The sequence below is a fragment of the Streptomyces sp. NPDC002730 genome (assembly GCF_042888805.1).
GTDB lineage: Bacteria > Actinomycetota > Actinomycetes > Streptomycetales > Streptomycetaceae > Streptomyces.
Genome location: NZ_JBIAQG010000008.1, coordinates 185,475 through 209,034, shown reverse-complemented (window position 1 = coordinate 209,034; position 23,560 = coordinate 185,475). Strand labels below are relative to the sequence as shown.

Below are 23,560 nucleotides of genomic sequence, written 5' to 3'. Positions count from 1 at the left end.
CGCAAAAGAAAGGGGACGGCTGTGCCACCCGTTCAGCGTGACGATCCGTACGGCGCCTATAACTTCCTCGTGCAGGTCACCGGCGTCGCCGCCAACGGCCAGGACGTCCAGGCGTCCTTCACCGAGGTCTCCGGGCTCACCGTGGACATCCAGCCGATCGACTACCGCAACGGCAGCGAGGACATCCGGGTACGCAAGATCCCCGGCCTCAAGAAATTCTCCAACCTGACGCTGAAGCGCGGCATCACCGGCCATCCGGAGTTCTGGAACTGGATCAAGAAGTCGATGAACGGCCAGACCCAGCGCGCTCCGGGGGCGATCCTCCTCCTCGACGAGAACCGGCAGGAAGTCATGCGCTGGAACTTCGACCGCGGCTGGCCGGTGAAGTACACCGGGCCCTCGCTCGGCGCGACCAAGAACGAGATCGCGATGGAGACGCTCGAACTCTGCGTCGAAGACCTCCAGATCGACGTCTGACCGGGAGACCGCCGTGTCCGCATCCGCCCTCGAACCATCTCTGCCCGCCGAGCCGTTGCTGCCGGGACTGACCGCGACGGCAGCCGCGGCGGCCGATCCCGTCCAGCCGCTGCGCACCGATGTGGCCTGCTTCGCGGGCCGCACCCGGCGCGGCCCGGTGGCCGCCCCGGTCCGCGTCACGGACTGGGCGGCCTACACCGCGGCCTTCGGCGGTCTTGACGCCGCACTCGATCTGCCCTACGCGGTCCGCGGATTCTTCGCCAACGGCGGCACCGCACTGTGGGTGCTGCGGACAGAACCGGCGGGCGCGACCGCCGCCACGGCCGCCTGGCCGGCCGGGGCACACTCACCCTTCGCACCCGCGGCGGGCTGCCGGATCGAGGCCGCGTCCCCGGGCGGCTGGGCCGACGGCACCCGGTTGACGGTCCGTCATCGCCTGGCCGGATCCGCCGGGCACCCCCAGGTGCTGGTGCGGGTCGACGCGCCCGGGGAGTCCCCCGAGTCGTTCGGCTGGTTGCACCCCGCCGAACTACCCGACGCCGTAGAAGCCATCTCCCGGCTCATCCGGCTGATCCCCGACGGTCCCGCACCCGCCGGCCACACAGCGGCCGCGCACGCGGGAACGCACACCGCCACCCTCACCGGAGGAACTCCCGCCCCCGGCAGCCCCGATGACAGCGGTACCCTCGCCGACGCCTACGCCGAGGCCGTACGAGCCATGACGGAACTACCGGAACCCGCCCTGCTGGCACTGCCCGACCTGGACCGCTCCGGGGTCGGGGAGACCCACCGCGAAGACCTGGCCGATCTGCTGGTCGAGCGGTGCGCGGACGCGCTCGACCGGCTGGCACTGCTCGACCCGCCTCTCACGGGCGCCAGGACCTTCGACCCCGCCGCGGCCGCCCGGCAGGCCACCGGCTGGATGGACGCCCTGCGGCAGCGTCACGACATACCGGGCCTGCAGGCCTGCGCCGTCCACTGGCCGCCGCTGCGGGTGCCCGACCCGCTGGCGACCACGCTCCCGGCGCTGCGTACGGTGCCCGCCTCCGGCCATGTCGCCGGAACGGCGGCGCGGTTGGACGGCGAGCGAGGCGTGTTCGCGACCCCGGCCAACGCCTCGCTCGAGGACGTCGTCGACCTCGCCCACGTACTGCGCCCCGATCAGGAAGTGGCGGTCTACGCGTCAGGCGCCAATCTGCTGCGCTGCCCGCCCGGCAGAGGCCCGCTTGTGTGGGGCGGCCGTACGGCGGTGCCGCAACTGCAGGCCCAGGGCGTGGGCCACGGCTGGTTCATCGCCCACCGCAGGCTCGTCCACCGGCTGGTGCGGGCGGCCCGCGAGGTGGCCGAGCCGCTGCTCTTCGAGCCCGACACACCCGGTCTGCGGCTGCTGCTCGTCCAGGGGTTGACCGAAGTACTGCTCGGCCTGTTCGAGGCGGGCGCGCTGGCCGGGGACCGGCCCGCGGAGGCCTTCCGGGTGCGGTGCGACGAAGGGCTGAACCCTCCGGAGCGGGCAACGCTCGGGCAGGTGGTCTGCCAGGTGGAAGTGGCTCCGGCCGCACCCATGGAATTCATCGCGATCCGGCTGCTGATGGGCGGGCGGGACCGGTTGGAGGTGGTGGAGGGATGACCGAGCAGGCGCTGGAGTTCTTCGCCGAGCCGCTGCCGAAGTACCGGTTCCTGGTGGTGCTCGGCCCGGCCGCCGCCCATCTGCCGCCCGCGCAGACGGCGTTGCTGCCGCTCACTGCCCAGGGCGCTTTCCAGCAGGTCACCGGGCTCGGCGCGCAGCTGGAGGTCACGGCGTATCCGGAGGGCGGGGTCAACGACCGGGTTCGGCAGTTCCCGGTGCGCCACTCCTGGAACCGGATCGTGCTGCACCGCGGGGTGGCCCGGGGCACGGGCCTGTGGGCCTGGTACCAGGCCGGGCTCAGCAATCCGCTGGGCGCGCGCCGCAGCGGCGCGGTGCTGCTGCTGGACGGGGCAGGACTGCCCGGCGCGGTGTGGGCGTTCCGGGGCGGCCTGGCCTCGAAGTGGACGGGCCCCGATCTGCACGCGGAGCGCAGCGAAGTGGCCGTGGAGCAGCTGGAGATCGCGCACGAGGGTCTGGTGGCGGTGGAGCAGGCGGTGCCGGGGCTGGGCTGACGTACGGAGGAACGACCGCAGGGATGAGCACCGCATGTCGTGATCACGGTTCGGGAGAGAGCAATGCTGACGATCCATCACCTTTCCGTCGACTTCGAGGTCGGCGGCGATGACACGGCGGTCTTCGCCCGGCTCTTCGCGGAACACATCCGGGAGTGGTCGCAGCGGCAGGAGGACGTCAGGGCCCGCGGCCGGCTACTGGCCCGGGAGGCGTCCCTGACCGGTGACGAGCCGGGCCAGAACTCCTCCGGCGGCTCCGGGGCCGGCTGCTGCGGGGGTGCCTGATGCTTTCGCTGCCCGGCCTCCCGTCGGGACGGGACGCCGCTCCGACGCCGGCGACCCTGACCGTGCACCCGCCCGGTTCCGTGTCCGGGCCCACGACCCCGCTGCTGACGCTGCCGGTCAATCCGACGGAGTACGCCGTTTCCAAGGCGGTGACGTTCGCCGAGATCGGCGTCCCGGGCCTGGACGCGCCCCCGCTGCAGTTCGTACGGGGCGGCGCGCGGACCCTCAAACTGGACGCGCTGGTCGACGCGGCCGAGGAGCCGGTGCGCGGGCTCCGCAACGTACAGAAGCGGTGGCTCAATGGCTTCCAGACCCTGACCGTCCGTCAAGGCACTACCCACGCACCGCCGGTGGTGACCTTCGCCTGGGGCGCCAATCCCTCGTTCACCGGCGTGGTGGACAGCCTCTCCATCACCTACGTGCTCTTCGACCGGGACGGCACACCGACCCGGGCCAAAGTGTCGCTGTCGCTCAAGGAGTTCAAGACGGCGGAGGAGCAGAAGCTCACCACGCCCTTGAGTTCTCCGACCGTGCAGAAGGTCTGGACGGTGCGGCGCGGCGACACGCTCTCCTCCATCGCGGCCGCGGTGTACCGGGACTCCGGGCGCTGGCGGGAACTGGCGGCCGCCAACGCCCTCGCCGATCCGCGGGCGCTCGCCCCGGGGATGGCGCTCGTCGTCCCCGCGCTGGACCGGGGGTGAGGGGTGATGGCGCTACTGGGGAACACGACCGCGACACCGCTGCCGGCCGATACCTACGCCCCGTGTTTCGAGGTCGCCTTGGACGGCTCCGAGATCGCCGAGCAGATGCGCAGTTGCGTGCTCGACATCCAGGTGGTCCGTGAGCTGGACAAGACCGGCACGTTCTCGCTGGCGCTGAGCAACTGGGACGAGCTGCATCTGCGGCTGCGTTTCGACGACCCGAAGCACTTCGCCCCCGGCCAGCTGGTGGAGGTCCGGCTCGGCTACACCTCACAGCCCCGGCCGCCGGTGGTGGCCAAGGGCCAGGTCACCACGATCCAGCCGGACTTCCCCTCGTCGGGGCCGCCGACGCTGCAGGTCTCCTGCCAGGACCGCACGGCGCAGATGAAGGCCCGTAAGCCACGGGCCGACGAGGTGAAGAAGTATCTGGGCCTCGCCGACTGGCAGATCGCGCAGAAGGTCGCGGAGCGGCACGGGCTGGAGCTGGTGGCCGAGAAGGAGGGCGTGGTGCATCCGCTGGTGATGCAGAAGAACCAGGACGATGTCGCCTTCCTGCTGGAACGGGCGAAAGGCGTCGACCGGGAGTGCTACGTGGCGCCCGACCCGAAGAGCGGGGTGGAGCAGCTGTACTTCGTCTCCCCCGCCGACGGCAGGGCCGGCTCGACGGCCCGCCGACCGCGCACCTTCGACCTCTGGTACGCGGTACTGGCCCGTGGCGCCCGCTCCGGACGCCCGGAACAGGGCGAGGCGTCCAGGACCTCCCCCGCACCCAACCTGATCTCGTTCCGCCCGACCCTGACCCTGTCGGGGCAGGTCGCCAAGGTCACGGTGCGCGGCTGGGATCCCCGGACGAAGAAGGCGATCGTCGGCAGTGCGACACGGGCGGATCTGCAGGCGGAGCGCGACGCCGGGCGCAGCGGTCCCGCGGCCGCCGCACAGGAGATGGGCGAGAGGGAAGAGGTCATCGTGGACCGCCCGGTGAGCTCGGAGCAGGAGGCGCGGGCGCTGGCGGTGAGCGTGCTGCGCGGCAAGTCGTATGAATTCGTCACCTGTGCGGGCCAGTTGGCCGGCCTCCCCGATCTGGTGCCGAGCGATTCGCTCCGGATCGGCGGGGTGGGGAGCAGGTTCGGCGGCACCTACTACACGACCAAGGTGACGCACTCCTTCAACTCATCCGGATTCTTGACCTCGTTCGAGGCACGGCGTACTTCCGAGGGGCGGTGACGGAGCGATGACGGGAATGCCGGGACCGGCCGTCGACAAGCGGTACTTCGGTGTGATGACGGGTGTGGTGGAGCGGGTGGAGGACGACCCGGAGAAGGAGTGCCGGGTGCAGTTGAGTCTGCCGTGGTTCGACGGCGCCACGATCACCGAGTGGTGCAGGGTGGCACAGCCCTACGCGGGCAACGGGTACGGGGCGAGCTTCGTGCCGGAGAAGGGCGATGAGGTGCTCGTCGCCTTCGACCAGGGCGATATGCGGTTCCCCATCGTCATCGGCTGCCTCTACAACGGCGTCGACAAACCGCCCACGCACCGTTCCGGCAGCCGGGACGAGAAGCTGCTACGGACCAAGCACGGCCACGAACTGGCTCTCGACGACAGCTCCGGCAAGGAAGCCGTACGGCTCACGTCGTCCGCCGGGCACCGCATCGAACTGGACGACGCGGGCAGCTCGGTGGTGGTGCGCACCGCGTCCGGCGGCAAGGTGACGGTGACCGCCGACGGTTCGGTGGAGATCAGCGCCGGTTCCGGTCCCGTGACGGTAACCGGCGGCTCGGTGACGCTGGACGCACCGCAGGTGAAGCTGGGCACCGGCACCTCGGAGCCTGTGCTTCCGGGAACCACCTTCGAGGACTGGTTCCGCACCCACACCCACCCGGTCGTTTCGCCCGTGGCCACTGGTCCCGTGACCTACACCGGCCCCGCGCCGATGTCGACGACAGTGCAGGTGGCGCTGTGAACGGCGGCGCGTGCGGCGGCGCGGAGGCCTTCCTCGGGCAGGGCTGGCGCTTCCCGCTGCTGCCGGACGCCTCGGGGCAGCTGGCATACACGGCCGGCGAGGACAGCGTCCGCGACTGCCTGCTGGTGCTGGTGCGCACCGCGCTGGGCGAGCGGGTGATGCGCCCCACGCTGGGCACCCGCGCCCCGGAGCTGGTCTTCGCGCCCGGCAGTTCGCGCTCACTGCGCGAGCTCGAGGACTCGGTACGGATCGCCATCCGCGACTTCGAGCCGCGGGCGGCGGTGGACGACGTACGGGCGCAGGCGCAGCCGGGCGAGGAGTGGCGGGTGACGGTCTTCGTCGACTACCGGGTCAGGGCGACCGGTCGGCACGAGACGCTGGTCTTCCCCTACTACCTCGACGGCGGCTCGGGACTGGTGGGCGGCGCGGGCGCGTTCGGGGCAGCCGGACCGGCAGGCGGGGGTGAAGCGTCATGACCCTGGCGCCGCTGCGGCTGGACGATCTGTCCTGGGCCGATCTGGTGGACGCGGTCCGCTCCCGGATCCCCGCCGAATCCTCGGGCCGCTGGACCCTGCACGCCCCCGTCGACCCGGGCATGACGCTGCTGGACCTCCAGGCCTATCTGCTGGAGCAGCAGGTCTACCGGCTCGACCAGGTCCCGGACGCGGTCGTGCACGCGGTGCTCCGGCTGCTGGGCGTGCCGGGACCGGCACCGGCGACGGCCGCAGTGACGGTGCTGCAGATCCTCCCGGCGGCGCCCGGCACCCGGCTGCGGATCCGGGAGGGCGCGTCGTTCAGCCGTGAACCGGGGCGCGGGAGGGACTTCCACCTCGAGCGGGACCTGGACGTACTGCCGGTGCGCGTGGCCGGGTTGTCGGTGCGGGACACGACGGGCGACCGGGACCGCACCGCCGACCTCGCCGCCGGACGCCCGGTGCCCCTGGCCGGCGCCTACGGCCGTCCCGCACGGGTCCGGGTACGGCTGACCGTTTCCGGCGACGGTTTTCCGGACGGCGGAACCCTTTCGCTGCTGCTCGTACTGGAGCAGCCGCCGGGACCGTGGACCGGGAACCGGACGGCTGACGGCTGGGCCGCGGGGGCCGTGCCCGACGTGCCTTCCCCGGCTCAACTCAGCTGGTCCTACGGGCCCGTTGGGGATCCGGCGCCGCTGCCCGAGGGGGCTGTGGCGGACGGCACCGGCGGGCTGCGCCGGTCCGGCCTGGTCCGGCTGACCCTGCCGGCGACGGCCGCCGGGGCCGAGATGGAGCTGGTGCTGGCCACGCCCGCCGCCACCTACGCCGCGCCGCCGCGACTGCTGCGGCTGTCACCCAACTCCGTCCCCGCGCACCACGCGCAGCGCGTCCGCCTGGAGGAGGGCCCCGACGGGCCGGTGGTGGCCCAACTCGCCGATCACCCGCCGCTTCCCGGCCTCACCGTCGTGCTGCCCGGCGACGCAGCCGGACGGCTGATCGACGTCGGGCACTTCACACTGCGCGAAACGGACGACGCCGGGAGCGGTCGCGCCCACGACTGGACAGCCGTGCCGGATCTGGCTTTCAGCGGGCCGCTGGACCGGGTGTTCACCGTGGACCGGGCCTTCGGGGCGCTGCGCTTCGGCGACGGCCAGACCGGGCGGGTCCCCCGGCCCGACGTCACCGGGCCGGGCACCGTGCTGCGGGCGGAGTACCGGCTGGGCGGCGGGCCGTCCGGCAATGGCGGCGCGGACCCGGCAGTGAGCGTCCCCGCCCGCGCTGCCGAACCGGCAGCGCTGCTGGCCTTCCCCGCGCTGGCTGGATTCGCCCGCCCGCAGCCGCGCGCGGCCGAGGAGGAATCGCCGCCCGGGGACTGGCTGTTCACCGGCGGATCCTCGGACACCGAACCACCCGACGCCCCGTGCACCGCGCGCGCCCTCGTCCCCTCCGTGGGCGGGGCCGAGCCCGAGACCCCGGCCGCCGCCCGCCGCCGGGCCGCCACCGCGCTCGCCGTCGTCACCCGGGCCGTGATCGCCGCCGACCACGAGGAACTCGCCCTGTCCACCCCCGGGGTCGCCGTCGCCCGCGCTTACGCACTGGTCGGCGCCCACCCGTCGCACCCGGCGCGGAACGTGCCGGGCGCCGTGACCACCATCGTCGTCCCCCGGGTGCCACGCGCCCCCGGCGACAGCACGGCGCCCGACGCCGTACCCATGCCCGTTCCCGACCCCGGCGCGCTGACCGCCGTACGCGCCCGGCTGGAGGTCGCACGCCTGCTCGGCGCCGGGGTGTTCGCCGCGCCCCCGCGCTACCGCCCGGTCCGCGTCCGCATCACCCTCCCCGCGGACACCGCCCGCCGACAGCTCCTCGATGCGGCACTGCGTCGCTTCCTCGACCCCCTCACCGGCGGCGACGACGGCACCGGCTGGCCCTTCGGCGGCGTCCTGCGCCCCTCGGCACTGCTGCGCGCGGCCGAACGGGCACTGGAAGCGGCGGGCGACCGCACCCCGGTGCAGGCGATCGCCGCGGCCCTGGACGACGGCCCCTACGAATCCTGTGGCGATCTGTCGCTGCGCCCCGGTGAACTTCCCGGCCCCGTCGGGGTCCTCGTGTGCAGCACGGAGCCTTCCGGTGCCGCTCCACGGGAGGTGCGCGCATGAACGCCCACGGCCCCGACCGTTCCGCCGCTGTCGATCCCTCCGCGAGGCTCGCCCCCGGGGCGGACGAACCGTGGTGGACGCTGTCCGCCGGAGCCGCGCGGACGGCGCTGCTCGACGCGGACGGCCGCCCGGTGCTGCTGGGTGCCGCGCGGGACGACCTGGTCGCCGCGCTGCGCGCCCGGGTCGGCGGCTTCACCCCCGACTGGACCGGGAGCGGCCCTGACGACGCGGGGGACGCGCTGCTGCGGCTGTTCGCGCTGATGGCCGAGGCGGTGGCCGCACGTGTCGACCGGCTGCCCGACAAGCTGCTCGTCGAGCATCTGCGGATCGCCGGGGTCTCCCCGCTGCCCGCCTCGCCCGCCCAGGTGCTGCTGCGCCTCACGGCAACGGCCGCCGCAGGAGCGGGAGTTCAGGTGCCCGCGGGCTTCCAGGCCGGCGCACCCGGCGAAGACGGGTCCGAAGTGGTGATGGAGACCGTGGACGACATGTGGGTGTCTCCCGCCGAGCTCACTTCCCTGGCCGTGGGCCGCCCGGCGACCGGCATTCTGCCGGGCCCCGTGGATGAGGTGACGCCGGGTCAGGATCTCCATGCCGACGGCTTCCTCCCGTTCGGCGCCCAGGGCGCGCCCGGCTCGGCCCTGTGGCTGGGGTTCACCGCCCCCCAGGCACTGGAGGGCGGTCTCTCGCTCGCCTTCGTCGCGGCCCCGCGGCCCGACGGTCCGGCCGCCGCCGCGCGGGGAGCCGTCGCTCCGCCCGAGGCGGCCCCGCCGCAACTGCGATGGTCCGTCCTGGACGGGGACGCCTTCCGGGCGGCCGACGTGGTGGTGGACCACACCGGCGGTCTCACCGAGACCGGGACCGTACAGCTGCGGCTGCCGGCGGGCTGGCGGCCGGGCCGGCCGCCGGGTGGGGCCCAGCTGCCCGAGGCCCGCTGGCTGTGGGTGCGGCTCACCGCAGGGACGTACGCCGAGCCGCCGCGGCTCGTCGCCGTCCTGCCGCACACGGTGCTGGCCGGCGCCGTACGTACCGTGCGCGACGAGGTGTTGAGCCCGGCGCCCGCGGATCCCCGGGAGCAGGACGGCGGCGCGGGCGTACGGCTGCGGGTGGCGACAACGCCCGTCGTCCCGGGATCTCTGACCGTCACCGTCGCCGACGACCCCGCCGCGCCGCTCTTCCCCGTCGAAGGCGCGGCCCCCACCGCGCAAAGCCCGCCGACCGTGTGGCGGGAGGTACCCGATCTGGCCCTCGCGGGCCCCGCCGACCGCGTGTTCGCGCTCGACCCCGACACCGGCGTCCTCACCTTCGGCGACGGTGTGCACGGGGTCGCGCTGCAGCCCGGCGTGGGCAACGTACGGGCCGTCGGCTACCGCACCGGAGGCGGCAGGCAGGGCGCCGTCGCGGCGGACGCGGCCAACGTGCTGCGCACCGCAGTGCCCGGGGTCGCTTCGGTGACCAACCCACTGCCCGGGACGGGCGGAACGGACACCGAACCGTTCGGCGCGACCGTACGGCGGGGCGCCGCCGAGATCCGCACCGCCGGGCGCGCCGTCACCCCCGCGGACCACGCGCTGCTCGCGCTGCGCGTCCCGGGTGCGCGCATCGCCCGCGCCCACGCCGTACCCGGGCACCACCCGGACCATCCCGGCGCCCGGCTGCCCGGCATCGTCGGCGTCTACCTGGTGCCGCCCGACGAGGACCCCGCCACGACCGGTGCGCCGCTCCCCACACCCGGCGACCTCGAAGCCGTCGCGGATCACCTGACGCGCAGCCTCGCCCCGACCGGTATCACCGTCGTGGCCGCGGCACCCCGGTATGTCCGCGTCGACGCCCGGATCGTACTTGCCCTCGCCACGGGCGCCGACCGTGCCGCAGCCGTACGCCGCGCCGAGGACGGGCTGCGCCGCTTCCTGCACCCACTCGACGGAGGCGCCGATGGCGACGGCTGGCCCTTCGGCGGACCACTCGTCCACACCGCGCTGCTGCGCCGGCTGCTCGCCGACGACGAGGTGGCGGCCGTACCGCTGCTGACGCTCACGGTGGACGGCCTGCCGGTGCCGCCCTGCACCGATACGCCGCTGCCGCCGCACGCGCTGATCCGCGCCGGACGGGTGACGGCCTCCGTCGTCGCCAACACCACGGCACAGAAGGGGAGGTGACCCATGGACATCCGCACCGACGCACCCGCGCACCTGCTGCTGGACTCCGCCTCGGGCTGGCGCCCGGCTGCCGGAGCGGCAGATCCCCTCCCCGAACCCGTCCAGGACCGCGACGCGCTGGTCCTGCCGCCCGGCGTGAGAGAGGCGGCACTGGTCACCGTCCCGCTCGACAGCGGCATCTCCCGGTGCCGCTGGCACCGAATCCGTATCGACGCCGATGTGCCGTCGGGCAGCGCACTGGTCGTCCAACTGGCCACCACCGGCGACGATCCCGACGGCGTGCCGGGACCCGACGACTGGCAGACGGCCGCAGGACCGACCTACGACGTCCTGGTGGACCAGCCGCCGGGCCGGTACCTCGTCGTGCGGCTGCTGCTCGGCCGTACAGACGCCTCCGCGCGGGGGCCCGCTGTACGGCAGCTGCGCCTGGACCTTCCCCGCGCCACCTCCGCCGACCTCCTCCCGGCCGTCTACCGCGAGGATCCGACCGCCGACGACTTCACCGAGCGGTTCCTCGCCCTGTTCGACTCGGTGGTCGAGACCCTCGACCGGGCCACGGAACGGGCCCCCGCACTGCTCGACCCGGACGGCGTGCCGGACGGCGTGCTGCCCTGGATCGCGGGTCTGCTCGGCATCGATCTGGGGCCCGACTCCGACCCGGCGCCGGGCGCGAGTTCCGGCGGCGGCTCCGCGAGCAGCACGAACCCCGGCGCGCCGGACCCGGGGACCGCGCAGCTCCCGCCTGCCGTACTGCGCCGACTCATCGCCGCGGCGCCCGAGTTGCGCAGACGGCGGGGCACTCCCTGCGGGCTCGCCCTCGCGCTGGAGATCGTGCTGGGGGTGCGCCCGGCGATCCTGGAACCGGCCGCTGCGCCGTGGGGCGCGGTGGGCCGGGACACGCGCCTGGGTGAGGTGCGGCTGTTCGGGCGGTCGGCGGTGCGGGTGCGGCTCGGCGGCCCCGCGGTCCTCGGTTCGCGGCTGGCAGGATCCGGCGCCCGCCGGGGCGGAGCGCCTATGCGTTCGCTCGGCGACCCGGACGACGATCCACTGTCCGGTACCGCGTTCCGCTTCCGCGTACTCGTCCCCCCGGGCCCGCCGCGACGCACCGGGCGTCCCGCGTCGATCGACGGCATGGCCAGGGCCGCTGCCGACCTGGTCGAACGGCTCTCCCCCGCCCACACCACGGCGACTGTGTCCATCGGCGGGCTCGGCTTCACCGTCGGCGAGCGCAGCGCGGTCGGCGTGGACACCCTCCTCGTCAGCCCAGCGCCGTCCCCGGCCGGCGTGGCCGTCCTCGGCGCGGACACCGTGCTCGGGGCGGACCGTTCGGGGCGGCGCGGCATCCGGTTGGACGGAACGTCAGGTGCGGGCATCCGCACGGTGGCCCTCGAGGACGGCGGCACCGGCGGACACCCCGACGAGAAGAGAGGCAGGACCCCATGACGGCTCCCCCGACCGGGCGTGACAGCGCCCCGCGGACCGGCCGGCGGCGGCTGACGTACTTCCACGGCCAGTTGCTGTCCGCCCAGGATCTCCGCCAGGAGCAGGGGCAGTTCCTCGCACGGCTGCGCCTGCACAACCTCGCCCTGCACGGCTACGGCGTGGCCTACGGGCTGTGGACGCGCCCGGTGCCACCACCCGTCGGCGAGTGCCCCGACCCCCAGCGCGCGGCCCCCTGGCTCGAGGTGACCGACGGCGTGGCCGTCGACCGGCACGGTGACGAATTGATCGTGCCGTGCGGCGTCCTGCCCAGGCACGATCTGTGGCAGCTGCTCGACGAGGATGAACGGTGCCGCGCCCTGGAGGAGCTCCGCTCCGGCTGCGAGGGCGTCACCGTCTATCTGACGATCCACCACTGCGAGGAGCCGGTCGACAGCGTCCGCGCCGTCTACACCGGGGCCTGCGACGGCCTCCCGCGCACCGCCTACGCCCGTATCCGCGAAGGCTTCGCTCTGCGGGCGACGACCCGGCGGCCCGAGCCGGACTCCTGCGACCCCCCATGCCCCTGCGAGCCGCCCGCCGAGGGCGCGCCGGACGAGCACGGATGCGGTGACGGCAAGATCTTCGGACCCGGGCTGCTGCTCGCCCGCGTGGACCACGTACACCCCGACCGCGCGCTGGCCCCCGGGCAGATCCATCCCGAAGTCCGCCGACCCCTCTCCCGGCGTCCCGCGACCGTGATCACCGGCATCTCCTGGCCGCACGGCAGCCGGCTGACCACCCAGCAGGCCCGCGTGCTGCTGGGCGAACGAGGCCTGCGGATCCGCTTCTCGCGGCCGGTGCGCGCGGTGACCCTCCAGGACCCGGGTATCGCCGACCTGTTCCAGGTCACGGGCGGGCGGGGCGTCCACGGCACCGTCATGCGCCTGGAGACCCGGATCGACTCGGACCGGCAGGACGACGAGACCACGGGCCGTATCACGATCCGGCAGACGGACTGCGAGTACCTCAACGACGGCGACCGGATCCACCTGGTGCTGCGCACCCCGTTCATCCTCGACATCTGCGGCGACCCCGTGGACGGCACCCACTCCGGCGGGCTCGTACCGCAGCCCGGCGGCCCGGTCGCCCACCGGCCGGGGCTACTGCCGCCCGACGGCTCCGGCCCCCGCACCTCCGGGACGCCCGCAGGCGCGGCCGGCGTCTTCGAGAGCTGGATCTTCATCGACAACCACCGGCCGGACCACGACGCCGACGCCGAGGCCGAGGCGGAACCCGCCGACCGGCCGGAGGACGCGGCCGACGACAGCGGGACCAACGACAGCGACACCACTGAGGGGCGGCCATGACCACGTCCGGCACCCACACCGCCGGCCCACGTGACTGCGGCTGCGGTTGCGGCGGAGGCGGCAGCAGCAGCGGCAGCACCGTGGCGATCGCCTCAACTGCCGGATTCCGCACGGGCGGACCGGTCCGCCCGGTCTTTTTCGCGGGCCAGCTGCTCACCGAGGACGACCTCGGACAGCTCGCCTCCTGGACCACCGGGCGCATCCGCCTCCACAACCGGCTGCGTTACGTATCGCCCGAAGGACAGGGCGCGGTCCTGTGCGGGCTCGCCGTCAGCTGCGACTCATGCGCCCGCGGTGTGGTGCGCATCGGCGATGGCCACGCAGTGGACGGCGCGGGCAACGACATCCCGGTGATCTGCGTCGAGGATGTGGATGTCGTCGCCCTGGTACGGGAGTTCCGTGCCAGTGGCGGCGGCTGCCCCGACCCCTGCCCGCCCGGGCCCGAGCGCACCTACGGCCTCTTCCTGCGCTACGAGGAGGAGTTCGCCGAGCCCGTCGTCCCCTACGATCCCGGCGACGGCTGCACGCCGGTCGGCTGCGTACCCACGCGAGTACGGGAGGGCCACCGCTACTCCGTGGGCTGCGTGCCCGCCCAGCCTTCCGACCGGCTCTGCGCACTGCTGCGCCGCCGGTTCGGTGACGACCGGGAGTTCCTGGAGTCCTGCCGGAGCGAGAAGAGCCGGCCGTCGTCGGACGATCTCACGGACTGGCTCACCTCCCGCCTCGACGTCAACGGCGACCTGTGCGACCGCACTCCCCTGGCGCTGCTGTGCGACGTGCCGCCCAAACCGTCCGGCAACGACGTTCAACACAACCTGCTCCGCAAGGTGGGCGCTTGCCGCGCCTTCGAGGCGTATCTGCGCGCCGCTGTCCGCTCGCTCCTCGTCATTCCCTGCCCCAGCGGCTGCGCCCCGGAAGTGCTGATCGCCGAGGTGACGCTGGACGGCTGCGATGTCGTACGGGCCGTGCCGGCCGGACGGCGTGGCGCCCAGCTGCCCGATCCGGTGGAACAGCAGTGGCGAATCCAACTGGCCCGGCTCTTCGAACACGAGGTCAGCACGGCGGAGTTGCTGGGGTTCCTGCTGGACCTCCTCGACCTCACCGGCTGCCTCCTGCAGCCGACCGAGACCTAGAAGGAGCGCAGACCATGCCGGCACCCCAGCGGCCAGAATTCCACGAGGGCCAGATCCTGGCCGCCGACGACCTGTCGGCCGTGGTGCGTTACGACCGTGAGGCCACCGCGCGCCACCACCGGCACCTGCACACCTGGGGGATCGCCTCGGGCCTGGAGGTGACGGTCCGCGCGCGGACCGGCTCGGACCTCTACAAGACAGTCATCGTCGGCAGCGGCACCCTTGTCGACCCGTCGGGGCGGGAGATCGTGGTGCCGGCGCCGGTGGAACTCTCCACCCCGGACCAGGGTTTCGTGATCACCGACCCCGACGACACCTCTCCCCGCCCGCTCATGCTCATGTGGAGCGACCGGCCCTCCACCGGCGGCGCGACCGTGTCCTCGGGCGGCTGCTCCGCGAACGGCGCCGCAGCGCGAACCTCGGAGGGCTTCGTCCTCGTGGTCGGCGCCCCCGGCGACGAACTCGACCTCGGCGACCAGCAGCCGCCCCCGCCCGACGCGGGACCCGACCGGCTCGGCGGCGGCGACCGGGGCCGGGTGCTGCTCTCGTTCGTGACCTGGGCCGACGGCGAAGACGGCGGCGGCTTCACCTCGATACTGCCCCGGGCGAACGGGGTCGGCCGCCGGTACGCGGGCGTTCTCGCCGACCGGGTGTCCGCGCGCGGCGGCACGCTGGAACTCGCGGCCGAGCCGCGCCCGGTGGCCGGAAAGGTGGGCGTCCGGATCGGCGGTGAGGACGGCAGCCTGGACATCGGCCGGTTCAACGCGGCCGGCGCGCTCGCCCCGGCGCTACGCGTCCTCGGCGACGGCAGCACCCGGATCCACGGCGATGTGAAGATCACCGGCGGGCTGACCGTCACCGGCGCCGTGGACAGCCCGCTCGTCACCGGTAGCGTCCTCGTCCAGTCCGGCACCGCGACACATGGCGTCATCCTGCCGCTGCCCCCGTCGGTGACGGCGGATCAGGTGGAGTCGGGCGAGGTTGTTCTGCACCTCCAGGTGACGCCGCGGCTCCAGACGTACGGCGGCCCGTCCGAAGGCGGTGTCGACGGATCCGGCTTCGGCGCACTGCCTGTGGTACTGCGCTGCGAGGTGGACGCCCAGCGCCGGCTGAGCTGTCTGATCGCGTGGTACGGCGGGTTCGGCCCCGGCCGGGAACTCGGCCTTCCCTCCGTACTGCCGGGCGCCGCCGACTACTTCGTACTGGTCACGGCCCGCCCGACCACCTGATCCATCCGCACGCCAGCGACGAGGGAGAGCAACCATGACGATCACCGAGCGGGACCGATCGGTGGCGCAGACAACGGAGTTGACCGTCACGGTCGTCCGCCTCGAACACACCGGCCATGTGGTCGCCGCACTCACCCGCGCCACTGCCGGTCCCCCGCCCGCCGTACGGCAGCTGACGCAAAGCGCCTTCCCACTGGCCGTCCCGGGCGCCTCCGGGCTCGTCCTGGTGCCGGCCGAACTCCTCACGACCGAGGAACTCAGCGCGCCCCGGGACATCCTGGCCGCGCCCTGGCGCTGGTATGTGGACACCGGCGGCCCGCAGGCCGCCACCCCAGCAACACCACGGCTCAAGCCGGTCTCCGGCGACGCACCCTCCGTCGATCTCAACGCCGGATCGCTCGACATCACCTCCGCCGGCGACGGCGCGGCCCCCGTCCTCGCGCTGGTCCATCCGACCGCCCAGTGGGGCGCCGGTAGCGCCGTCAGCCTCCAGATCCGCGATGCCCTCGGCACGAACGGAGCGGCTCTGCTGGGCAGTGGCGCCGTCAACGATTCCGACGAAGCCCTGGCCTTCGTCCGGGGGCGGCCGGTGACCGTGTACATCCCGGTCCGGATCGGCTGACGGAGACCCGGGCACGGACAAGGCCAGGACGCAGGTGTGACAGGCATGGTGACGGTTCACATGGATTCGACGACCGACGGCGGTCTGATCGCCGCCCTCGGCGGCTGCACCGTGCTCGAATGCCGGGTGCGCGTGGTCAGGACCGACGGCTGGAGCTGGGGACCCGATCCCTCCGAACTGGCCCTCGGCGCGGTCGCGATGCTCCCCCACGTGGTGGAGAGGTACCTCGCCGGTGCACTTCACCGCATCGGTATGCCGCTGCCCCCGTCCGTCGCAGGACACGCCCCGCACTCAGGCCTCATCCCGCAGGACATGGAGGTGACCGTCCCCGTGCACATAAGGTCCTGTGCCACTCTCGACGAGCTGGCGGGTGCCGCCCACACGGCGGACCGGACTAGCGCGGCCGGATCCGGTCCTGACGCGGCAGCGCTCCCCCACCGCGGTCACGCGGACCCATCAGCTCCGGGCACGACGGCGCTTCCCCGTGATGCCGGATCCGATCTCGAATCCGGTGCCGAAGCCGGCGCCGAAGCCCTCCGGGGACCCGGCCAACCGGTGCCGCCCGCGTCGGCCTTCGACCGTGATCGGGTGCTGGTCGGCCTCCTCAACGAAGCCTCCGCGTGCGGGGCGTTCGACACCGTACTGGCGGGGCTTCCACACGATGCGCTGCTGCTCCTGTTGCGCGCCCTCGATGCGGCGGGGAGCCGTACGGCGTCCGACCCCGGCTCGGCGACCGGCCCGGCAACTCCGGTCCCCGGTAGGGCCGGAGCAGTCCCCGGCGAAGCCGGGGACCCCGACCCCGGCGCCCTCGCCGCCGCCCTCTTGGCGGCGCTGCGGTCAGAGCCAACCGTGCGGACGGACACCCCGCTCGCTGCCACCGGCCCCGAGCCCGCCCCCGGCACCGCACTGCCCGGCCTCCACCCGCAGGTCCCCCCGGCCCCCCGCCGGTCAGAGCAGCACCACGCGGGTCATGCGTCCGGCACGGTGACCGATATCGACCGCGTACTCCCCTTCCTGCTGCTGCCTCCACTGCACGACCGCGGCTATCTGGAAGCGGTGGCCGCCGTCCTGACCGGTGGTGGCGCACAGGCCCACGACGGTGCGGCCTTCGCCGCCTGCCTCGCGCACAAGGTGCTACCGCCGCCCGCGCACGGCTGGCTGCGCTCACCGCAGGACACGCACGCGGTCGCCGTCTTCGCAGGCACGACGCCGACGGGCCACGGCGCGCCCGTCATCTCCGCGTTGGATCTCGAACGCCATCTGGGCCCCCTCCTGGCCCTGCTCGACGCCCGGCTCGGACTCCAAGCAGCCGAAGAACATACCGCCACAAGCCCCCTTCTGCTGCGCGCGGTGGCCCCGGGCCGGCTGCTCCTGCTGGACGTCGACGGCCTGTACCCGGTGTGGGACGCGACGCAGCCGGCAGAACTGCTCCGGCCGTGGGAAGTGGCCGGGACGCCCCTCGTCATGCTTCCCTCCCAGCCCGATGTCCCCGCGGCTGCCGGGCTGACGCTCGCTCTGGACGCCCTGGGCATCGGCTTCGTGACCGACCTGCCCCCCACCCGCGGCGAGCAGTTGAGCCGGGTGCCCGCTCCGCGCCGCTGCTGGACCAACACCGGAGCACGGCTCCCCTCCCGCTCCGCCCCGGACGACGCGCTGGTCGGTGTCGCACAGCGGCTGACGTACGAGGCGTCCCGCGCCGCCCGGTTCACCGAGGCGCTGGTCGAGCTGCGCCCCGCCGTCCGAGCGGACCAGGCCCCTGCGGTCGAACGCACAGTGACGCTGGCCGCCGCGGTCGCCCTGGCCGATCTCTCCTGGAAACTCTGGTCCGAGCTGGAGCCCACCGACCCGCTGTGCGCGCTTGACCGCTTCGCCGATCTAGGGGCCCGCGTGGCGTTCCACGACAGCACCGTCGAGGTGCGCCTTCCGCTGGGCGCCCGCCACGCCGACCTCTACCGCCACCGGCTGCTCGCCGACGTACCGGACGTGCCGTGGTTCGGCGGCCGCACCGTCGTGTTCACAGGAGGGTGAGATGCCGACCCGATCAGCCGCAGCCGCGGCCCACTTGACCCTTCGCTACGGCGCGATCCACCGCGCGCTGCGGGCAGCCGCGGCTGGCCGCGCGAAGCGTTCCGCGCTGCTCGCCAGGGCGGAACTGTCCCCGTACTACGTCACCGACCAGCAGGCCGGAATGCTGCTCGACCTCACCGACCCCGCCGTCGTGCACCCGGCCCCCCGACCCGGCGAGCCGCCGGCCGCACAGACCCACGCGGAACGCGACCTCCGCCGCCAGGCCGCCGCAGAGGACGGCTCGCTGCCGCTCGATGCGTTGGCCTCCGCCGCAGACCTTGATCCTTTCGAGTGCGACGCGCTGCTGCTCTGCCTGGCACCCGCGCTGGCCCCCGAGCACGCCCTGCTGTTCGGCTATCTCGTCGACGACCTCGACCAGCGCCGTCCCACCGCCGAGTTGATCCTCACCGTCCTGGCGCCCTCCCCCAGCGAGCGGTACGACCGGCTGCCCGCGCTGGGGGCGTACGGGCGGCTGCGCCGCTTCGGGCTGCTGATCCAGGACGGCGATCCGGACGCGTACGGCGGACCGGAAGCCTCCGGCGCCGACCTGCTGCGCCCGCTGCACATCCGCCCCGAACTGCCCGCCTTCCTTCTGCACGGCCTCGGGGACCCCGGACTCCTCGCGTACGACCCCGGCCAGGTGCCCGCACCGCGCCCTGCACTGCTGGACGGGCCGACGCGCGGCCGCACCGCACGACTGGCCGCCCACCTGCGGGCGCACCCAGCCGGAATCGCCGCCCTTTGGGGGCTGCCGGAGGGCAGCCAGCTCGACGCGGCATACGCCGTAGCGGAGCAAGCGGGGCTCGCGCTGCGCCGCGCTCCTGACCTGGAGATGTGCCGAACCCCCGACGAGGTGCGGGCTGTCACCGGCCGGGCCCTGGCCGCGGCGGCCGTGCTCGGAACGGCACTGTGGCTGCCCGTCGACCGTTTCCATGACCCCGACGCACGATGGGGCACGGCGTCGGCCGCCGACGTGCTGACACGGGCCGGCGTCCCGGTCGTCCTCACCGGGCAGGCGCCGTGGCGCCCACTCGAACTGCTCTCCTCAGGCCGCTACGCGGAGCAATCCGCGGACGAACCCGGCTACCGGGAACGCCGCACGCTCTGGAGCACCGCCACCGCCGAGGCGGGCGCGGATCCCCGCGTCCTCGACGACCTGGCCGCCCGCTTCCGGCTGTCGCCCGCCCAACTGCGGTCAGCCGTACGGCTCGCCGAGTCCGGCGGCATGTCGCTGGATACGGCAGTGCCCCGCGTCCTGGCCGCAACTCCCGGCCGCCTCGCCGATGTCCGTACGCCCACCCGCGACGTTTCGAACCTCGTACTCCCCGCCGAACAGGCGCAGCAGATCGGCGAGCTCGCCGCCGCGTTCCGGGCCTGGCCCAAGGTCTCCCAGGAGTGGGGTTTCGGCGGGCGGCACGGCGGCCCCGGCCTCAAGGCCCTGTTCACCGGCGAGCCCGGCACCGGCAAGAGCCTCGCCGCCGAGGTGGTCGCCGCCACGCTCGGAGTCGACCTGATCAGGGTCGATCTCGCTCAGACCGTCTCCAAGTGGGTCGGCGAGACCGAGAAGAACCTCGATGAGGCCTTCAGCCACGCGGAGGCCGCCAACGCACTGCTGCTCTTCGACGAGGCGGACGCCGTCTTCGGCAAGCGCGGCACGGTGAGCCGCGGCACCGACCGATACGCCAATCTCGAGGTCGGCTATCTGCTGCAACGCCTCGAGCGCAGCCCCGCGTTGGTCGTCCTCACCACCAACCTCCAGGGCAATCTGGATGAGGCTTTCACCCGCCGATTCCAGTTCGTGGTGCACTTCACCCGGCCCGGCGACCGGGAGCGATACCGGCTGTGGCGGATGGCATTCCCCCAAAACGCCCCCCTGGACCCTCAGTTGACTCTGGAGGGGCTCGCACGGCTCGATCTCACCGGCGCGGGCATCATGGCCGCCGCGCGCGGCGCCGCGCTACTGGCGGCGGAGAGCGGAAGCGCGGTCATCGGCCGGGAGCATCTCGCCGAGGCGGTCGCGCGCCAGTTCCGGCAGGAGTCGCGGCTGCCGCGGTCCGGCGAACTGGAGCTGGCGCTCGGCCCGGTGCCCGTACGGGACTCAGCACCGGTGGCGGCAATGACCCCTTGCGTGCTGCCATGAGCGCCCTCGCGCGGACCCCCTCGACGCCACCTCCCGCCGTGGCACAGGCAGGCGCCCGGCCCGCGCGGCCCTCACCCGGCAAGCTCAAGACGGTACGGAAACGACCGGCCCAGGTGGCAGCCGCTCCGGCGAAGGAGCGCGGGACCGCCACCGTCTCCCCCACCAAGCGCCCCGGCCGGGCGCGGCCCGCCGTCGGCAACGCCGCCACCGCGGCGCTCGCCGCCCGCGGCGCCAAGGCGCCGACCGGCCACGCCCAGGGCAAGCCCCCTGGACGTGCCGCCGCCGGCAAGAAGGCCGCCGCGCCGGGGCTGCGCCGGATCGCCGCCCAGGTCACCGCGGGCAAGCGCCTCCTGACCCGGCACCCCGCGCCCGCCGCCGAGGCTACGGCCGCCCAACGCGCGGCAGTGGCGCCGCCCGGTGAGCGTGCCGCGTTCGCCGGGCAGGACCAGGCGGCCGCGATCGCCTCAGCACAGGCAAAGCCCTTCGCCCGGGCCGAATTCATCGCGAAGTTCGAGAAGCGCATCAAGGAGCAGCAGCCGGCCACCGCGGACGAGGCCAAGGCACTCGCGGACCCGGCCCGTCCCGACACCCTCACCCCTCAGCTCTCCGGCGAGGTACACGCCGCCGCAGACGCCTCATCGAGTGAGGTGCGGGCGACCGCGGCGGCCCCGCCGGACCCGGCGCGCGTACCCGAGCGTCCCGCCGTACCCCTCTCGCCCGACCGCCCGCCGCCCGTCCCGGCCCCGCCCAAAGCGGCGGACGCCGTACCGGCGCCGGTACCTGCCGCCACGGTGGACCTCTCCGCCCATGCGAGCGGGACGACGGCCGAAATGAACAAGGCGGGGCTCACCGACGAGACCCTGCGGCGCGCCAACGAACCCACGTTCTCAACCGCCCTGCAGTCCAAGAAGGCCGCGGAGAAGAACTCCGCCGCGGCGCCGGGCTCCTTCCGGGCCAAGGAGGCGGAGCAGCGGGCCACAGCCGAGCAACGGGCGGCCGCCGCTGGCAAGACGGCGATGGCCGCCATGGCCGGTGTGCGTGCCGCTACGGGCAAGTCTGTGGCGGGCGGCAAACAGGCTGCCCAGGCACGTACCGAGGCACGCCGCGCTGAGATCACGGCACAGCTGACCGGGATCTACGAGGAGACCAAACGCAACGTCGAGGCCGCGCTCGCGGGCCTGGACGACACGGTCCGCACGCTCTTCGACGACCGGGCCGGGCAGGCGCGCAAGCGTTTCCTCGCCGCGTGCGAGAAGAGTTGGTGGGACTTCTTCTCCGGCGACCCCGACTATGCGAAGCACTCGGCCGCCTACACCGCCGAAATCCGGGGCGTGGTCGACGAAGTCGCCACCGTCGTGGAGAAGCGCGTCAACGACGCCCGGCAGAAGGCCGCGGACGGCCGCCGCCGGATGGCCGATTTCGTCGCGGGCCTCGAGCCCGCGATGCGCGGGTTCGGGGAGCAGACGGCCGCCGGATTCGCCGCGAAGTTTGACGAGTTGGAAGCGTCCATCGACGAGAAGGCCGACGCGGTCGTCGACCAGCTCGCCGAGTCCTACGCGCAGGCGCAGGAGGCGACGAACGCGGCGCTGGCCGAGGTGAAGGAGTCCAACAAGGGCCTGTGGGAGCGTGCCCGCGACGCCGTGGTCGGCGCGATCAAGATCCTGATCGATCTGAAGAACCTGCTGGTCGGTGTGGTGAAACGGGCGGCCGGTGTGGCCGAACGGATCATCAAGGACCCGATCCGCTTCCTCAGCAATCTGGGCGCCTCAGTCAAGGCCGGGCTGATGCAGTTCCTGTCGAACATCGTCAAACACCTCAAGGCGGCGTTGCAGGAATGGCTGTTCGGCAATCTGGCCGCGGCCGGGGTGGAACTGCCGGAGCAGTGGGATCTGCGCGGCATCGTCAAGATGGTGCTGTCACTCTTCGGGATCAGCTGGGCCTTCATCCGCGCCGAGCTGCTCAAGCACATGCCCGAGCCGGTACTGAACGCCGTGATCGGCGCCATCAAGATCATCGGGGTGATCAGGGACAAGGGCATCGGGGGCCTGTGGGAGGAGATCAAGGGGAAGATCGGGGACCTCAAGCAGCAGGCCTTCGAGATGATCAAGGGCTTTGTCGTCGAGACCGTTCTCAAGGCGGGCATCACCTGGCTGCTGTCCCTGATCACTCCGGCGGGCGCCCTGGTCAAGGCAGTCATGGCCGTCTACGACTTCGTCACCTTCCTGGTGGAAAAGGCACGCGCACTCGCCGAGTTCGTCAACGGCATCCTCGACACGCTCGAAGAGGTCTGCAACGGCGTGTCCCAGAAGGTCGCCACGAAGATCGAGGACTCTCTCGCCCGGACCCTCCCGCTCGCGATCGACCTGCTCGCCCGGGTGCTCAAGCTCGGCGCTATCCCCGCCAAGATCAAGAGCGTGCTGGAGAAGGTCGGCGCCCCCGTCCGGGGCTTCATCTCCAAGATGATCGCCAAGGCCGCCGCCTATGGCAAGAAACTCATGGCAGGCGGAAAGAAGGCCCTCGGCAAACTGGTCGGCAAGGCGGACCGGCGAACGACGGAGGAGAAGCGGCGCGATGTTCAGGCCGCCGTCAAGCTCGGTGTCACGACAATCAACAAGGTCAAAGGAACCTTCCTCGACGGGAAGATCCTCAAAGCCGCTCTCCTCGCCATCCGGATCCGGTACCGGCTCAAGTCCCTTGAGCCGGTGGAGGACGACGGCGTGTGGAGCGTGGAAGGAAGCCTGAATCCGAAGTCCAAAAAGAAGACCACGAAGAAGTCCAAAAAGGCGTCGGCCGAGCGTGCCGCCGAGACCCAATACGGTCAACTGGATATGGAACGCCCAACGTGGGCAAAGGCAAAGATTTCCGTGGATACGCTAGGCGGACACACCAAGCCAAGCTTCAATCCTCCCGGCTGGGAAAGTAAAAAGGGCCTCCAGAGGTCCCATTTGATCGCCGCCAACCTCGGCGGCTCCAACTCGCACCGGAAGAATTTCGTCTCCCTGTACGCTCGCGCCAACCATCCCGGAATGAGCAAATTCGAACGCATGGTGAAGAACAAGGCGCTGGAGTCAGGCCAGGTATTGACGTACCGCGTCGAGGCCATATACAAAAAGGACTTCCAGCGGGTCACCAAGGCTACCCTCCGACCCATTTCGATGGAGATGAAAGCTACTTGGGGAAAGAACAACAAGAAACTCTTTGAGACCAACGTACCCAACAAGCGGAGCTGA

The 23,560-nt window shown here is 72.9% G+C and carries 18 protein-coding genes; all 18 read left to right on the top strand.

Features of this window, described 5'->3' with window-relative positions; all coding sequences use genetic code 11:
- The first annotated feature begins 21 nt into the window (after positions 1-21).
- The 18 genes from ACFYXH_RS21665 (at position 22) to ACFYXH_RS21580 (ending at position 23,560) form a co-directional block, all read left to right on the top strand.
- Positions 22-477: a phage tail protein gene (locus tag ACFYXH_RS21665; protein WP_266484108.1), complete on the top strand. Its 456-nt coding sequence runs from the start codon at positions 22-24 to the stop codon at positions 475-477.
- A gap of 13 nt (positions 478-490) precedes the next feature.
- Positions 491-2,104, top strand: coding sequence for a phage tail sheath subtilisin-like domain-containing protein (locus tag ACFYXH_RS21660; protein ID WP_389565278.1), 1,614 nt, complete (start codon positions 491-493; stop codon positions 2,102-2,104).
- Positions 2,101-2,616 (top strand): phage tail protein, encoded by a 516-nt coding sequence (locus ACFYXH_RS21655; protein WP_389565275.1) that lies wholly within the window; start codon positions 2,101-2,103, stop codon positions 2,614-2,616. Before ACFYXH_RS21660 ends, ACFYXH_RS21655 begins: the two co-directional genes overlap by 4 nt.
- A 63-nt stretch (positions 2,617-2,679) precedes the next feature.
- Entirely contained in the window at positions 2,680-2,901 is a 222-nt protein-coding gene (locus ACFYXH_RS21650) for a putative phage tail protein (protein ID WP_389565272.1), read from the top strand.
- Positions 2,901-3,602, top strand: a complete 702-nt coding sequence (locus ACFYXH_RS21645) for a LysM peptidoglycan-binding domain-containing protein (RefSeq protein ID WP_389565269.1) — start codon at positions 2,901-2,903, stop codon at positions 3,600-3,602. Before ACFYXH_RS21650 ends, ACFYXH_RS21645 begins: the two co-directional genes overlap by 1 nt.
- 6 nt (positions 3,603-3,608) lie before the next feature.
- Positions 3,609-4,826, top strand: coding sequence for a phage late control D family protein (locus ACFYXH_RS21640; RefSeq protein WP_389565266.1), 1,218 nt, complete (start codon positions 3,609-3,611; stop codon positions 4,824-4,826).
- A gap of 7 nt (positions 4,827-4,833) precedes the next feature.
- Positions 4,834-5,562, top strand: coding sequence for a phage baseplate assembly protein V (locus ACFYXH_RS21635; protein ID WP_389565263.1), 729 nt, complete (start codon positions 4,834-4,836; stop codon positions 5,560-5,562).
- Positions 5,559-6,038, top strand: a complete 480-nt coding sequence (locus ACFYXH_RS21630) for a GPW/gp25 family protein (protein ID WP_389565260.1) — start codon at positions 5,559-5,561, stop codon at positions 6,036-6,038. Before ACFYXH_RS21635 ends, ACFYXH_RS21630 begins: the two co-directional genes overlap by 4 nt.
- Complete coding sequence (locus ACFYXH_RS21625) at positions 6,035-8,194, top strand: hypothetical protein (protein WP_389565257.1); 2,160 nt, start codon at positions 6,035-6,037, stop codon at positions 8,192-8,194. Before ACFYXH_RS21630 ends, ACFYXH_RS21625 begins: the two co-directional genes overlap by 4 nt.
- On the top strand, positions 8,191-10,350 hold the full coding sequence (locus tag ACFYXH_RS21620; protein ID WP_389565254.1) for a putative baseplate assembly protein: 2,160 nt from the start codon (positions 8,191-8,193) through the stop codon (positions 10,348-10,350). The genes ACFYXH_RS21625 and ACFYXH_RS21620 overlap by 4 nt, the downstream gene beginning before the upstream one ends.
- A 3-nt stretch (positions 10,351-10,353) precedes the next feature.
- Complete coding sequence (locus tag ACFYXH_RS21615; RefSeq protein WP_389565251.1) at positions 10,354-11,793, top strand: hypothetical protein; 1,440 nt, start codon at positions 10,354-10,356, stop codon at positions 11,791-11,793.
- A complete protein-coding gene (locus tag ACFYXH_RS21610) occupies positions 11,790-13,139 on the top strand; it encodes a hypothetical protein (RefSeq protein ID WP_389565248.1) in 1,350 nt (449 codons plus the stop codon). Before ACFYXH_RS21615 ends, ACFYXH_RS21610 begins: the two co-directional genes overlap by 4 nt.
- On the top strand, positions 13,136-14,272 hold the full coding sequence (locus tag ACFYXH_RS21605; RefSeq protein ID WP_389565245.1) for a hypothetical protein: 1,137 nt from the start codon (positions 13,136-13,138) through the stop codon (positions 14,270-14,272). Before ACFYXH_RS21610 ends, ACFYXH_RS21605 begins: the two co-directional genes overlap by 4 nt.
- Positions 14,273-14,286: 14 nt before the next feature.
- A complete protein-coding gene (locus ACFYXH_RS21600; RefSeq protein WP_389565242.1) occupies positions 14,287-15,501 on the top strand; it encodes a hypothetical protein in 1,215 nt (404 codons plus the stop codon).
- 34 nt (positions 15,502-15,535) lie between these two features.
- Entirely contained in the window at positions 15,536-16,123 is a 588-nt protein-coding gene (locus ACFYXH_RS21595; protein ID WP_389565240.1) for a hypothetical protein, read from the top strand.
- A gap of 60 nt (positions 16,124-16,183) precedes the next feature.
- Positions 16,184-18,151 (top strand): hypothetical protein, encoded by a 1,968-nt coding sequence (locus ACFYXH_RS21590; RefSeq protein ID WP_389565237.1) that lies wholly within the window; start codon positions 16,184-16,186, stop codon positions 18,149-18,151.
- A gap of 1 nt (position 18,152) precedes the next feature.
- On the top strand, positions 18,153-20,330 hold the full coding sequence (locus ACFYXH_RS21585) for an ATP-binding protein (RefSeq protein WP_389565234.1): 2,178 nt from the start codon (positions 18,153-18,155) through the stop codon (positions 20,328-20,330).
- Positions 20,327-23,560 carry a DNA/RNA non-specific endonuclease gene (locus tag ACFYXH_RS21580; RefSeq protein WP_389565231.1) on the top strand — a complete coding sequence of 1,078 codons (3,234 nt, stop codon included), beginning with the start codon at positions 20,327-20,329 and terminating at the stop codon, positions 23,558-23,560. Before ACFYXH_RS21585 ends, ACFYXH_RS21580 begins: the two co-directional genes overlap by 4 nt.